Below are 16,328 nucleotides of genomic sequence, written 5' to 3'. Positions count from 1 at the left end.
TCGATCTTGCCTCCGTTACGGACGTGGTGCTGACCCACATGCACATGGACCATATTGGCGGGCTGCTCGTTGACGGCATGAAGAACCGGCTGCGTCCGGATCTGCGAGTCCACCTTTCGGCCGCCGAGATCGACTTCTGGGCGTCACCCGATTTTCACGCACCGCCATGCCGCAGGGCCGGACGCGCTTCGTGCGGCGGCCGCACGGTTTCTGGTCGAGTACCGCAGTAACTTGCGGACGTTCCAGGACGCGCCAGGGTGACTCTCCGTCGCACCGGCGGCCACACTCCGGGCACAGCATTGTGCGTCTGTCGTCCGGCGGCGCGCGGCTGTTCAAAGGTGTCCGACGTAAGAAATGCGCTTACTTTCGGATCGTACCACCGGGCGCGAAGGCGATATAGATTGAACGATGAGTCTCGCTCCTCTCCGCGATAACGAAATAGGTTCGGCGTCCCCCCACCTTGACTTACCTGATTTCCATAAGCATCATAGGAATAGTTGTCCGAAACTGAGCCACTACTATCAGTTAACTGACGAACTGATCCCCAAAGGCCATCATACCCATAGTAATGAGTCACCCACTGGCCGTTGATCGGCTGCGTTTGGCTGACCCGTTGCGCCCCATGCGCATACCGCCGCACGACTGCACCCATCTGCACCTCCTCGGCCACCTGCGCATACCCCGTTGGCGTCAACTCATCCACGAGATACCGTGTCGTCACGCCTCCCTCCGTGCGAGCGACCCGATTCCCATCTCCGTCATAGAGCATCGTCACCTCGCCACCATTGAATCGCGTCAGACGATCCTCGAAGTCGTAGCCGTAACCGTTCCCACCGCTCGCCAGCGTGTTCCCGTTGGCGTCGTACGTGTCGCTCGTCAGTCGGTCATTCTTGTCATACGTGCTACCCACGGTCGGCAAGCTTGGAATCGTCGAGGTCCGATTCAGCCGGTTCCCCACCGGGTCAAGCGTGTAAACCAGCGAGTCGGCCCCAACCGTCTCCGACAACAACCGGTAGATGTTGTCGTAGGCGTAGTTGACCAATCGAGTACCGTTCTCATTCATTGTCAGCTTCCGACCCGCATCGCTGAACGTCTGAGCGTAGCTCGCCAGCGTCACGCCGCCCTTGGTTACTGCCAAATTCGTCGGCCGGTCCGTCGTGTCGTAGGTGAACGTATGGATCACGCCATTAGGATACGTGAACGACAGCAGGTTCCCAGCATCGTCATACGCGTAACTCGTCGAGTTGGTCAACCGGTTGTCCGTCACAGTCTGGAGCCTGTTCGCCGCGTCATACTCATACCCCACGCTCACCCCGTTGACATTCGATGAGAACACAGAGGCCACCAGACTATTCGGATGCCAAGTGTAGGTCAGCGTTCCCTGTGGCGTTGCCCTTGTCAAGAGGCGGTCGCGATTGTCGTACGTATAGCCAGTAGTCCCACTCCAGTCCACCATCGACAACCGCTTGCCCGTCGTCGTGTAGGTGAACGTGATCGGCGAAGAGGAGAAGCTCGCGTCCGGTGTCTTTGACAGCAGCCGGTTCAACGAGTCGTACCCGAACGTCGTCGTGTTCCCGTTGAAGTCTTTCCGCGTCGCCATGTTGCCCACGGCATCGTAGATAAAGGTCTCCGACTGGCCCAGCGGCAGCGTCCGCTTCGTTCGCCGGTTCAGCTTGTCGTACTCGTAGGTCGTTGTATGGCTATTGGCGTCGGTCTGGCTGATCTTGTTGCCCGCCGCGTCGTAGCTGTAGGTGGTCACCTGACTCAGCGCATCCGTCACCTGCTTCAGCCGGCTCGCCTTGTCGTACGTCCAGGTGGTGGTGCGATTCTCCTGATCCGTGGTGGTCAACCTCACGCCCAAGCCATCGTAGGTGTGCGTGACGGTTTTCGTGTCGGGGTACGTCGTCGTGACAAGACGGCCACGGCCATCGTAGTCATAAGTCGTCGTGTGAGTGTTCGCATCGGTCTGCGTTTTCTTCCGGCCCGCCGCGTCGTAGGTGAAGCTCGTCACCTTGCCGAGCGCATTGGTCACCGAGAGCACCCGGCCCGCCGCGTCATAGGCAGACGTAGTTGTATTGCTCCGCTCGTCCGTCTCGGTCAGCTTGCGGCCCGCATCATCATAGGCGTAGCTCACTTTCGCGGCATCGGCCGTTCCGAACGCATGGGTCACGCTGGTGAGCTGACCCGCCTGGTCGTAGACGTTCTTCGTGATCCGTCCACCCTGATCCCGCACCGTGAGCGGTTTGTCACGGAAGTCGTACGTGGTCTCCGAGTACGTCAGATCCGGATATGTCGTCTTTGTCAGCCTGTTCTTCGCGTCATATTCAAACGTTGTCCGCCGGCTCAGCGCATCCACCTCGGCCGTCTTGTTGCCGTTGGCATCGTACTCGTACGTCGTCACCTTGCTGTCGGCGTTCGTCGTCGTCAGCATATGGCCGAGGTCGTCGTAGGTGTACGTCGTCGTATTGCCGCGCGCGTCTGTCTCGCTCAGCTTCTGCCCGAACGAGTTGTACGCTGTCAGCGTCGTGTGGCCCTCCGGATCCGTGTAGCTGGTCCGGTTGCCATAGGCGTCATATTGATACTGGCTCGTGTTTCCCCGAGCATCCTTCGTCGTCAGCGGCTGTCCGTGCGAGTTCCACGAGAACTGCGCCACCTGGCCGAGGGCATCGCTGATCGTGTTGATGTTGTAGGTTGCGTCGTACGTCGCGCTCTGCGTGAAGTTCAGCGGATCCGTGATTGATGTCGGTCCGCCGTAGGCGTTGAATACCGCACTGGACGTCTCGTTCAGTGCATTCTTGACCGAGGTCTTGAAGCCGTTGGCATCGTAGGTGTTCGTGGTGGTCTGGTTGAGCGCGTTGGTCTCGGTTATTAGATTGTTCTTCGTGTCGTAGGTATACGTGGTGACGCGATTGAGCCCGTCCTTGCGGCTCAAGACGTTGCCGTTCGCATCGCTGATCACCTCTTCCACGCCCGTGTCCGGGTTGGTGGTCGTGGTCTTGCGATTGGCGATGTCGTAGGCGTACTGCGTTGTGTTGCCCGCCGCATCTGTTACCGACTGCAGGCGGCCCGCCGCGTCGTAGATCGTTGTCCCCGCCACATTGCCTCGCGGGTCGGTTTCGGTCTTTAAAAGATGGCCCGGATCGTAGGTGTAGCCTGACGGCGTCGCTAGCGATGGGTAAGTGACACTGGTCAACTCGCCCGTCGTGTTGTAGCCGTACAGATACTGCTTGCCCAAGGGATCAGTGATCTTCGTGATCCGCCCCTGCGCGTCGCGGACAAACGCCACCTTCAGGTTCCCGGCCGAAGACGTGATGCCGTCCGCGGCGATCGTAAGCATGTTGCCGTTCAGGTCCTTCAGCGACGTCAGCGTTTTGTCGGCGGCGATCGTGTATTCCCGGCCCGCCGGATCCGTGTACTTCCAGCCCGTGGACTTGTAAGTGTCGTCGGCCAGGCCGCAGATCCATTGATTGCCGGTCCGCAGCAGTACGCCGCTGCAGGTGTCGCCGGTCGAAGTCAGGCTGCCATAGAAGCCCGGCTCGCCCGTGTACTTCGGCGTGTACCAGGCGAAGATCGAGCCTTCCGGTGTGAAGTAGAACGTCTTGCGCTGGCCGTTGATGGTGAGCGTGACATCGCTGCTGGGGCCCACCTCGAACCGCAACGCACTCACACCCAACTTCCACCCGTAGCCAAAGTCGCCTTGGAACTGGCGCTCCAGGCTGTCGTAGGTCCGCTGGATCTGAATGGGCAGGCCGGCCAAGGGGACTGTGAAGTCGGTGACGGTCGCGGTGACACGGCCGGGCTTGTATTCACCGGTCGCATAGAACCGCACCAGGCTTACCTGCGCGGCGCCCGTGGAGTTCACGGCCTGCAGGCGGAGCCAGTATTCGCCGTTGGGCAGGAGCGTGGCGTCGATGGTCGCCAGCGGGCCCGTGCCCACGGTGTTCGCATTCAGCGTTGTGACCGAATTCTCGTCCGACGCCGGCCACATGGTCAGCACACCGCTTTGCAGCGTGATGCCCGCCACCAGGGTCACCGGCGCCTGGCCGGTCACTTTCCCGTCGAAGGCCGGGCTGAGGATCCAGCCGCCGGAGACAGTGGCGGGCGGATTCACCAGAATGTTGACGGTCGCTTCGGAGGTCAGTGCTCCGTCGGTCGCGGACAGTTTCAATTGGTAGGTGCCCGGCTCACTGAAGCCCGCTGTGGTGACGGGCCGGTTGGGCGTAACGAAGGTGACGGTACCGGGTCCGCTGACCTTCGACCAGGTGACGGTCATAGTGCCGCCGGTGGGTAGTCCGTCGTCGGTGGCGGTGCCCGTCAACTGGATGGTGTTGGGCCAGGTGGCCGTCTGATCGTCGCCGGCCGTCACGACTGGAGCATGGTTCGGCAGGCTGTTCCAGTTCACGATGAGGACAGGCGAGACCAGCCAGTCCTGCCCGTACTGCACCTGCGCCTGCAGTTGATCCGCGACGCCGGCCTTGGTTCCCTGGTAGGTGAAGCTGGCATAGCCACTGATGTCGGTGACCGCGGTTTGTTGGCCAGCGTGCGCACCGGAGATGACCAACTTCACCGGTACGCCGCTGAGGGCGCGCCCGGCGTTGTCGAGGGCCACGACGCTGACAGTCTGCGACTCGCCTGGGTTGTGCGTGGCGGCAGCGTTCGGGAAGATCTTCACGTAGGCAGCGGGCGGCACGATCACCTGGGCGGCTCCGCTGAGGTAGCTCATCGAGAGGGTCGCCCAACCGGAAGCCTGGGCGTAGTCGAGTTCGTAAGGGTACATGCCGGCCGTCGGGAAGCGGAGCACCATGTCAGACACGTTGTCGGCGATGACATTGTTGCTGGCCAGGACCGGATAGGATTCCACGGGCGAGAGGCCATTGGCCGGGGCGCCGGTCTGAGGTCCGGAGACGCGTTGCGCGCCGCCTGCCACGCCCAGGATCATGCCTTCCTTCGAAGCGATCTTGATGGAATAGTCGCCGGGCGTGGTGACGAGGAACTGGCCCGTGAACACGGCGTTGAAGGCCCACAGGGGGCCCACTCGCGCCTCGTACCCATTGCCAGAGGCCGGGATTACGCCAATGAATTGATTGGCCGGGTCAGTCACTACGCCGGTGATCGTCCACGGATAGACTCCGAGTGTCCCGCCGATCAGGTTTAACTCGGCTTTCGGGTTGAAGGCGATGGTGGGGTAAGTCCGCTCGAATACCGACTGCTGCGCGGAGGTCACCTGCACGAGGCCGTTTACGCCGACGTAGAAGCGTCCGCGCACGGGCGTGGTGGAGATCGGGCTGGCGGGAGAGAGCCAACTGACAGGAACTGCGTTGGAGAAGGCGCTGGAGAAAGCGCTGGCTTGAATGGTATCCAAGCCGCGATTTGTACCGGTCCAAGTGTAGGTTGCCTGGCCTTGGGTATCCGTAGTGGCCGAACCAGTGGTGGCGTTGGCACCCTGGATGGCGAACTGAACCGTGGCGCCACTGACGAGCGCACCGGAAGTGTCCTTCAACGTCGCCTTGACACTCTGCGAGGTGCCTGCGAGATTCGGACCGGCCGCGCCGGGCGACAGGGTGAGGGTGTAGAGGGCCGTTGACGGCGCGACGTTGACCCGCACCGTGCTGGTGCTGGTATACGGACCGTCCGAGCCGCTCAACTGAAGCTGGTAGATACCGGGCGCTCCAAAGGTTGCCGCCGTGGTGAGGGCGGTCGGCGCCGTGAAGACGACGGCACCAGGTCCGCTGATGACGGACCAACGGAAGGTCAGCACCGATTGGAGCGGCAGGCCGTCATCGGTGACCACGCCCTGGAGGGTGGCTGCCTGGTTCTGCTGGACGGTCTGATCGGCGCCCGCGTAGACCTGCGGGGGCTGATTGGTCAGGCGGCAAAGGCTCTGGGCAATCGCCTGATAGACTCCGCTGATGTCTCCGTTGGCGGCGGTCACATAGGCATCGGAAGCGGAGGACGCCAGGGACTGAAGATACGGGATGTCGGTGTTGCCGAAGCTGATGGTGATGACCCGGATGCCAGCCGCCTTGACGGCAGCGATTTCGGTATCCGTCTCGGTGCGGTCCTGGTTCTGCCCGTCGGTGAGAAGAATCAGCAGGGGCGAGGCTCCGGCGGTGTGGCCGCTGCCGGTCAATTGCGCTCTCGCCATGGCCAGGGCCGGGGCGAAGGAGGTGTCGCCGGCGGCAACCATACTGTCCACGCCGATCTTGGCGGCGTTGCCGTCGTGGGTGAGTGGGCTCTGGAGAGTGGCGCCAGCATTGAAGGCGACCACGCCCATGCCGTCCAGGACCCAGTTCAACTGGTTCAGGAAGAGCTTGGCGGCCGACTTCACATCGGCTAGCGGTTGTCCGGACATCGAACCGGAGCGATCGAGCACCAGAACGACATCCAGGCCACCGGGCGTGCAGACGGGATCCGCGACGAAGAGGACTTCGATCCGGTCGATGGACGGTCCTGCCCCATTCGGATTGCTGAAGGCGATCTGGTTGTTCCCCGCCTGGAGATAGACGGTCATTGTCGCGGAGGCAACGGTGTTCCAGCCACCCGTGGGCGGGCCGGTGAAGCTGCGGCCGGTGTTGTCACTGTTGACGCTGACCATCGCGGTGCGCGCCTTGGTGTCGCCGTTGGTGTAGTAGGTATTGAGGGTGTAGTAGCCCTTGGCCGGGACGTTGATGTTGAAGGTGAGGGCGCCGGCCTGGCTGCCGCCGTTGCTGCCCAGATTCTCCACCCGGAAGCCGCCGGAGCACGCGGCGCAGGGGACGGTCACCGCCCCGCCGGTGAGGACGCTTTGGACGGATTCCGCCTCGAACATGTCGAGGCTGCCCGACATGACGGTGATGGTGGTGTCGGAGTAGGCGCTGAATTCGCCGTCGCTGACGGTCAGGCGGACGACGTAGGTGCCGGCGGCGCTGAAGGTGGCATCGGTGACCGCGGCAGTGGAGTTCACGAACGTCAGAGTGCCGGGGCCGCTCTGCCGGCTCCATTGCACGGTGAGGGTTCCAGGCGACGGCAATCCGTCGTCGGCGATCGCGCCGACCAGCTTGACACTTTGCCCGGAACTCACGGCCATGCTGGGACCGGCGCTGACGGACGGGGCTGCGTTCGGAGCCCGGCAGATGGAGGTAGCGATGGATCTGTAGACAGCGCCGATCTGTTCGGTTGTAGGCGCAGCGTAGTAGTCGGACGGCGACGAAGCGAGTTGCTGCAGGAACGCGGTATCCACGCCATTGCCGTAGCCGATGGCGATGAGCCGGGTGCCAGCCGCCTTGGCGGCGTTGGCGGCCGTGACGGTGCCGGAGTTCGGCGGGCTGTCGACGCCATCCGTCAGCAGGACGATGATCTTGGCGGCCGAGGCATTGTGACGCGCACTGGCCAGTTCGGTATTCGCGCCCGCAATGCCGGAGCCGATGTAGGTGCCGCCATTGGCGACGACCGCGTCGATCTTCGTCTTCACCAGGGCACCGTTGGTGGTGAGCATCTGGTCGAGGGTGGAGGTGGTATTGAACGATACGAGTCCGGCCTGGTCGACGCCCACGTTCAGCAGGTCGACGAAGGACTTCGCGGCGGATTTGACGCTGGTCATGGGAGACCCGAGCATGGAGCCGGAGCGGTCGATCACGATCATGACGTCGGCGGGTCCTGGCGAGCACTCCGCTGTATTGATCAAAGTGATGCGGTCAATGGAGACGGCGGGACCGGAGACGTTAGAGAAGAGGATGGTGTTGCTGCCGGAGTTCAGAGTGATCTCGCGCGTGACGACGGCGAGCCGGTCGAGGCCGCCGGTCGGAGAGGCGAGAACCGACATAGTTCCGCCTGTCCCATTGATCGAGATATTCAGGGCTGTGGCGGCCCGGTTGGCACTGGAGTAGTAGACGGCCATGGCGTAGCGGCCTGCCGTGGCGGCACTTACGTTGGTAAAGGTGAGGCTGCCCACACCTCCGGCAGGATTCGCGCCCACATTGTCTACCCGGGCGAGGGCGGAACAGGTTGTACACGCGGCCACGGCTGCCGTGCCGGTGAGCACATTGCCGCTGGCTTCGGCTTCGTAGCTGCTGGCGGTCTTCACCTGCAGGATCGCCGGCGCCGTATGGGTACGGCCGCCACCAGTGGCGGTGACGGTGAGAGTGTAGTCCTGCGCGGCCGCCCCGGAGGGGATGGGGACGCGCATGGTGGTGGAGCCACTGCCGGATACGCTGGGGGGATCAAACGTGACAGCTGAGCCAGAGGGTGCGCCCGTGGCCTGGAACGTGACGTTGCCCTGGAACCCGCCGCTGGCTGCGGTGGTCACTGCAAAGTAAGCCGCGCCGCTCTGCGCCGCGATCTGCGATGCAGGCAGAACGCTGAGGGCAAAGTCGGCTGCCGTTGAGACTTGGACGGAGGCCTGGCCGGTTCTTTGCAGGCTGCCACTTTGACCGAGAACGGAGAAGCTGGTCAATCCGGCAGGCGCCGCGGCTGCGGCCTGGAGGGTCAAAGTGGCTGTCGCCGGCGGTGTTACGGAGGCAGGGGAGAAGGTGGCGGTGAGGCCTTCCGGAAGGCCGACCGCGCTGAGCTGCACCGTCCCGGAGAACCCATTTGTGGAGCCGACGGTGACGGTATAGGTCGCACTGGCACCTGTGGCGAGATTCAACGTGGAGGGAGAGAGACCGAGGGTGTAGTCGGAGTTCGCCGACAGGGTGAGCACCACGTCCAGACGGCGGGTCGAGGATCCGTTCACGCCTTGGATGATGAGCGGGAAGATGGCCGCGGGGGCGTCAGAGGGGACACCGATGCTGAGAACGGAGTTACCCGCTCCGATCACGGAAGGGGGGAGGAAGGCTACAGTTGAGCCGGCTGGAGGCCCTGTGACAGAGAGGTTTACCGTGCCGTTGAAGCCATTGAAGGCTTCCACGGAGAGCGGGATGTCGACAATGGTACCTGGCCGTGCCGTCCGGCTTGGAGCCGGTGTGTTGAGAGTGAAGTCGGGTGTACTGCTGACCACCAACGTGATGGGCACCGACTGAGTGATGGTCCCGCCCGTCGCCTGAACCGTGAAGGGATAGGAGCCCGCGGCAACTGTCGTCGCGGCCGTCACGGTGAGCGTACTAAGCCCTGAGCCGTTAACGGTGAGTGGGGAGAACGCAGCACTGACTCCGGGAGGAAGGCCCACCGCGGAGAAAGTCACAGTGCTCGTAAAGCTACCAACAGCCTGCGCCAGTACGCTGTAGCCGGCCTGTCCGCCTGGAGAGGCGGTTCTGCTGCCGGGATTCGCTGTCAATTGGAAGCCATTAGCGGAGACCACCAACGTGACTGAGGCCGTTTGGGTTAGTGGCCCACTGACGGCGGTAATGGTTAGTGTTGATGTCCCGACTGGAGTTCCCGCGCCGAGGGCAACTGTGAGAACAGAGGAAAATCCGGGAGTCACGATGGCCGGGCTAAAGCTGGCGCTCGCTCCCGCGGGCAGTCCGGCAACGGAGAAGGAGACTGGAGCGGTTGCTCCGTTCAGCCCCGTCACTGCGATGTTGTATGCGGCGGTCCCGCCACTGACGATCGTCGTCGTCGAGGGGGCTGCGCTGAGCTGCAGGGCAGGCACGCCAGTGAGAGTGACGCTGTCGAAGTTCGCGGTTGCCACTGAAATTGATTCAGGAGTTGCCGCGGCCAAGCCGAAGTAGGCTGTTGCCGCCAATGCGAAGGTTTGAGGCGTTCCAGCCGCCGTCCAATCGACACCATTCGTTGACACAAAGGCGCTGATCGTGGAACCAACCCTGGTTAGCTTGAGCCACCGCGGCGCCGGCATGGAGCCGAGTGAGGTCCCCCCTGGATTCCCGCCCGTGGTCGCGCGGAAGGACACGATACCGGAGTTACCGTTGTCCACCAGAAGGGCCACATTCTTGGAACTGGCCAGGAGGTTCTCTCGAATCATCAGTCCGGCCGTACCGCCCGGCTTACTGATGAGCCTGGTCACAATCTGACCGTCCCCCGTCAGGGCCTGATAGGTGAAATGGAACGCGTCCACGGCCGACCAGCCGGGGTTGATTCCAGTGCCGGTGCCCGGGACATTGAAAGTGGTGCCGTCAAAGGCGGTGGCGCCTACGGTGACTGTGGCACCGATGTCCAGATCACCCCAGAGCTGAGTGCCCGCTCCCCCTACGATGAGGGGCAGTGCCGTCTCCCTGCTGGTGCTGCCCGATTGCGCCAGGACCCTTACTATGTACTTCCCGGCAGCCATGCCAGGCGCCGCTGTCAGAGTCAGCACAGAGGGCGCGGCAGCCCCGGTGGGGAGGAGATCGACCGTGGCCGGCGCAAATGTGGAGGTCACTCCAGCCGGTAGTCCAGGGGTCGACAAAGTCACCTGGCCCGAGAAGCCGGAAAGCGGGATGACGGAGAGGTCGTAACTGACCTTGAGGTTGTCCACCCTCGATCCAGGCGCCGCGCTGATCAGAAAGCTATTCGACTGGGTGATCGCAATGTTGTCGAAGACCGCTGAACTAATTGGCTCGGTCCCGGCGGAAGACACGGCTAAGCCAATGTAGATTGGCTGGGTAACCGAAAGGTCCATCGGGGCTGCGAACTGGACCCAGTTCAGGCCATCGGTGGAAAAATAGCCGGTGATGCTGTTCTGGATCCTGACGATCCTAAGCCAGCGCGGCGGTGCCGCGGTACCAAAGGGCGGACCACCGGGGTTTCCGCTCGCGACAGCCCTGTAACGCCAGTCCAGCGTGTTGTTAGGTTCGATGAGGATCAGGGCGTTTCGTGCGTTGTCGTCGAGAGATTCCCGAATCATCAAGCCAGCCTGGCCGCCGGTCTTGCTCACAAGCCGAGCGACCATCTCACCATCGCCCAACAGCGGCCTATAGATGTAATTGAATCCGTCCGTACTGCTCCATCCGCCATCCATGCCACTGCCAGCTCCGCTGATTGTCACAGCGCTTCCCGCATAAGTCACTTGACCCGCAATCGCGGTCTGTCCGATATCGGCTGAGGACCATAGCTGCGACCCGGATCCAGCGATCAGCAGGGTTACTGTGTCCGTACGAACCACTGCGCCGCTCGTTCCCGACACTACGATCCGGTATACCCCAGGCGTGGTGCCTGGCGGCACGGTCAACGAGAGTTGCACGACTGCCGCGGCGCTAGTTTCCGTGAAGGCGACCGAAGCGGGCGAGAAAGCAGCGGTGACGCCGGCGGGCAGGCCGGCAGCGGCCAAAGTGACGTTACCGGTGAAGCCGAGAAGGGGCACCGCGGAAACGGGATAGGTAACCGTGGATCCGGAAACTGTGCCGGACTTACCGGTAGAGATGAGGAAGTCCTGGTTGGTGGCGATCGAGATGTTGTCGAATGTGGCAGTCTGCGTCTGGCTGCCGGAACCCGAGGCGACAAAGAGTCCGATGTAAGCAGGTTGGGCTGTGCTCAATGCGACAGGGGCTCCGCCGATTGTCCAATCCAGCCCATCGGGCGAGACGTAAGCGGTCACCGTGCCATTGATCCGGACCAGTTTGAGCCAGCGGGGCAGGCTCGTATTCATCACCTGGGCCCCACCGGGGTTTCCGCCAGACACTGTGCGGTAGCCGAGGGAAACCTTGTAGCCACTATCGACGAAGATGGCCACGTTGCGGGAGTTGGCCTCCAAGGATTCCCGAATCATCAGGCCCGCCTGGCCTGCAGGGCTCGTGACGAGCCGGGCTACAATCTGGCCATTCGCGAGCAGGGGCTGATAGACATAGTGGAAGGCGTCCGAACCGCTCCAGCCACCATCCACTCCGCCGCCGGCGCCTTTGAGGGTGAAGGTCCCCGCGTTCGCCAATGAACTGCCGGCCAAGCCGGTCGTCCCGACATCTGAAGCGGTCCAGGGCGCGACCACCGGGTTCGGAATGGTCACGGCAACCTGGGCTGTTTGACTTCCGGACGCTGCCGTCGCCGTCACGGTCAGTACGTAGCGACCGGCGGTTGCGGTTCCTGGAGAGACCAGGAGCGTGGCGGTTCCACCGCCTGTCAACGTCAATGGAGTGACCTGCGCCGTTGCTCCGGTTGGCGCACCACTGACAGCGAAGCTGACCTGCTCAGTAAAGGCCGGTCCAGCCAGGACCGTGATCTGATGGCTGACATCCGTCCCTGACATGACGGCAGTGGGAGAAACGCGAAGCTGGAAGAGTCCGGTGGATGTGATCGATACGTGATCGAAGGTCCCCGTAGAAGGATACGGCCCGGAGAACATGGACAGGCCGGCAAGGGCAGTGACATCCAACTGAACCGTCATTGATGTGCCGGCTTGCGACCATGTGGTCCCGTTGCTGGAGGTGAATCCGCTCAAGACGTTGCCCACGCGGACCACCTTGACCCAGCGTGGGAGGGGCGATTGGGTACCTTCGACACAAGGAGCGTTGGTGCCCGCCGTGAGGCGATAGCAGAACCAATTCCTACCATCCGGCCGGACAATCATTGACGCCATGGCGGCCTCGGGCGCCACCGACGACCGGATGCTCACACCGCCGTAAGGATTCTGATCTGTTCCCGTCATTGCCGTGAGACGAGCGACCACCTCACCGTCTCCCGTCATGGGCTGTGACAGCAATCGAGCTCCGTCGCCACCGGTCTGGAAGCCGGCTCCCGCGCCACGTACGGAGAAGACACCTGCGCTGGTGACACTATCTGTTCCCGACTGAATGACAGTGCCGATATCACTGCCCGTCCACCACCTGGTCCCCTGGTCTGTGAGGACAACGGGAATCGTGGCGACTCTGGTAATTGCGCCGGATGTGCCGGTAACGGTGACGTTGAAGCTGCCAACCGTGGCGGCCGAAGGCGCTGTCATCGTCAGCACCGCATCGGCTGAACCGGTGAGCACGGAGGGCTGGAAGGAGTAAGTCGTTCCGGCGGGGCCTCCAGAGGCAGCGAGCGTAACCGAACCGGTGAAACCGGCCAGCATGGATACGCGCACCGTGTGCTGGGCCACTCCGCCGGACGAGATTACCGCGCCCGTTGGCTGGAGGAGGAAATCGTTGGCGGAAGCGATCCTCACGTTATCGAACTGGGCCTGAGCGAGGCTCGAGTTGCCGCACACGACGAGGCCGATGTAGACAGTAGCGCCCATGGTCACGGTCTTCGGGCTTCCGATGGGAAGCCAGGCGGCGCCATCACTGGAAATGTATCCCCTGATCTGGTTCCCGATCCGCACCAGACGAATCCATTGGGGCAGCGGCGTAGCCGCACCGTTCATGTAGGAAGGCGCGGCGCCGCTGGGTGTCCGCCAATGGAAGCGAGCGGTCCCATCGGGATTGACACCCGCCAAGGCGTAGGAATCGGTTCCCGTGAGCCCGGACCGGATCATTACCCCTGCAATGGCGCCGCTGTTTGAATTCTGGAATGCGATGACCCGGGCGATTATCTCGCCATCGCCCTGAAGCGGCTGATAGAGGTATCTGAAGGCATCTGACGTGTCCCGCAGAGCATTTCCGGCGCCCTGAAGCGTATAGACTCCGCTGCTGTTCAGGGTCTCCTGTCCAGCCTGACTAATCGCGCCAACGTCCTGGCCCGACCACCAACCCGACCCCACGGCGCCCAAAGTCACCGGGATATTTAGAGTTCGAGTCTGACTTGCGCTGGAGGCCGTCACGTTCACCACATAGCTGCCGGCGGCCGTACCCGGGGGCACGCTGAGTGTCATTTGCGAGGTCGCCGATCCGGAAACACTCGACGGAAAGAAGGTGAAGGTAGCGCCGGGAGGACCGCCAGCGGCGCTCAACAAAACGGCTTCACTGAAGCCGTTGGTAAAAGTAACCAAGACAGGGAACGAAATCGACCCGCCTGAGATTGTGGAAGATCCACCGGTCTGGAGCTGGAAGGTTGGACTGTTAGGTGTCTTCACCTGGTCAAAGGTTGCTTTGACCATCGAGGAATTCCACCACCAGCCATCGAAAGCAGCCGTCACGGCTAAGCCGACAGAGGCCGAACTACTGAAGGGAACGGTGAGTGTACTTCCGATTTGAGTCCATGCCACGCCATCCGTGGATACAAAGCCGCTGATGGATGTACCGTTCCGGGAGAGTTTCACCCACCGCGGAATGGCACCGACGGCGCCGGAAATGAGGTTAACGGAACCTGCGCTGGTGAGCCGGTAGTACAAAGCAGGGGCGCCCGCGGGATTGATTCCTAAAAAGACCTGCGCGGCAGTGGGGTCCAATGACTCCCGAATCATCACACCGGCAGCGGATCCGGTGTTGGAATTCAGAAAACCAGTCACACGAGCTACGATCTCGCCATTCCCGGTCATGGGCTGACGGGCGAAATAGAAGGCATCGCCCGAATTCTGGAAGCCTGCGCCAGAAGCTTGGACATGGATGGTAGAAGTGCTGGGTTCGAGGCCGGCCGAGCCTGGAATGGTCACCGTCCCGATATCGGAGAGACTCCACGTGGAGCCTAATGCCTGGGTCACCACCAGCGTGGCGTCGAACGCCTCGGTCTCCGCCGCGGTCGTAGCGAGAATTGTGAACGGGTAGGTACCAGGAGTTGCACTTTGGAGGGCCCGGAAGGTGACGGTGGAAGTTCCGGAATTCGTCAAGTACGCCGGGGACGCTGAGGCATCAACACCGGCAGGCAGGCCGGTTACCGCCAGATCAACCCGTCCTGCGAAGTTGTTGTAGGCGGTAACATTCAGGCCCACCGATGCAGTGGCGCCCAAATTTAAGACTGTGGTCTTCGGCTGCCCGGCGAGACTGATCGCCGGCTGATCACTCACCACGACCGTTGTGGAAGCCGAGTGGGTAACGCCGCTGCCCGTCGCGGTCACTGTCAGCACGTAAGTTGAGGGCGGAGTCGTCGCAGTGGTGGTCACTGTGAGCACTGTGCTGCTTTCACCGGTCAGGCTCAGGTCCTTGAGGACCGCCGTCCCGTTGGTGGGGCTCCCACTTACCGATAGCGAAACAGGCCCAGTGAACAGGCTGTTGGGCGCGACACCGATCGAGAATTGGAACGCTTCGCCAGGCGCGATCGTCTGGGATCCGGGTGTAGCCGCGAGGTCAAAATCGGGTTGACCGACGGAAAGATCCATAGTTGTGAAGAGGGTCTTCGAGTCGCCCGCTGCTGTCACCTGGGCTTTGGAAGAACCGCTGGGCGCGGCAGGCGCAGTGGTGAGCGTCATGACGGTGGACCCGGCGCCACGAAGGCTCGGCGGATCAAATGCGGCCGTGACACCCTGCGGCAGTTTCGACGCTGAGAATCGAATGGGCTCGGAGAAGCCGAATTTTGGAGCGACACTGATCACCTGCCTTACGCTTGATCCTCGCTTCAGCGCCTTGGCAACCGTGGGGCTCAATAGCCGGAAATCGGCCAGGGGCGATTCCACAGATACCTGCACGCTATGTTCGAGGAGGCCGCTCTTCCCTTTCACGGTCAAGCTGAATGGGGCAGGCGGGGGTGCAGCGGCCGTCAGGAGGAGTTGGGTCACCCCGGTCGAGCTGAGCACTGGCGTTGAGAACGCAGCGGTCACTCCCGTTGGCAGCGTCCCGGGATTGAGGGTCACATCCATGTCAGAACCGAGGGCCTGAGTTACCACGAGGGTCACGGACCCCTGGCTCTGCACGAGCAAGAGCTTCTGAGGCGCGGCCATGATCGAGAAGTCCGCTCTCTGGTTCACAATCAGCCTGAATTCGTCGCTGTTTACCTCAACACCCGACTTGCCCTGAATTTGGATCCGGTAGTTTCCTTCTGGGGTGTTCGCCGCGAGTGAGAGGCTCAACTTGACGGACGCGGGGTTCGACACACTTGTCGCTCCAAAGGTCGCATTCGCTCCGGTAGGGAGCCCTGAGACACTCAGGCTCACCGGATTAAATGCAGCGGAGCCGGATTTCCCCACTGCCACGTTGAGTGAACCTTGAGCACCCGGCGGCAGAGTGACCCGCTGCTTGCTTGCCGCAACGTTGAAGGTGGCAGCGTTGACCACCCAGCCCTGTGCACAGACAACAAAGAAGAGGCAGTTGAGAAAAATGGCGACAATTCGAGATTGCATGGCGCGATTGGACCCTCACAAAGGCCTGCGCCATGAACTTTAGGCGTGGGCGAATCTAAACGCCACAAGGCCTCGGCGCGCGAACGCGCACTGACCGACAACGCACTCCAGGGCGGCCCGGGGTGCATTGCGCAGCGAGACTCTGAAGCGCAGCAAGCCGAGTATATCAACACACATCGTGAATTGTGCATTAATTTTCTCCTAATTATTTCTAAGGTGATCGCTTAGTGGAGACGAAGAGACAGAACACCACGAATATGTACTGTGTGATATGGTTGGCCTTCGCGGACTGCATGCGCCCCCTCAAGCTCACATCTCGTGGCGATATCCAGCCAAGGCTCCTGGGGCTGAA

General features: G+C 62.2%; 1 protein-coding gene. It reads right to left on the bottom strand.

Translation table 11 applies throughout. The annotated features are described in order from the left end of the window. Positions 1-154: 154 nt before the first annotated feature. On the bottom strand, positions 155-15,976 hold the full coding sequence (locus IRI77_RS26850) for a VWA domain-containing protein (RefSeq protein WP_194453942.1): 15,822 nt from the start codon (positions 15,974-15,976) through the stop codon (positions 155-157). Positions 15,977-16,328 lie beyond the last annotated feature (352 nt).

This window comes from Paludibaculum fermentans (genome assembly GCF_015277775.1).
GTDB lineage: Bacteria > Acidobacteriota > Terriglobia > Bryobacterales > Bryobacteraceae > Paludibaculum > Paludibaculum fermentans.
The sequence above is the reverse complement of the archived record's forward strand: the minus strand, read 5'-3'. Positions and strand labels throughout refer to the sequence as shown.

Excerpts from the sequence above, each read along its gene's own strand:
- IRI77_RS26850 (WP_194453942.1), bottom strand. The coding sequence starts at position 15,976 with ATGCAATCTCGAATTGTCGCCATTTTTCTCAACTGCCTCTTCTTTGTT.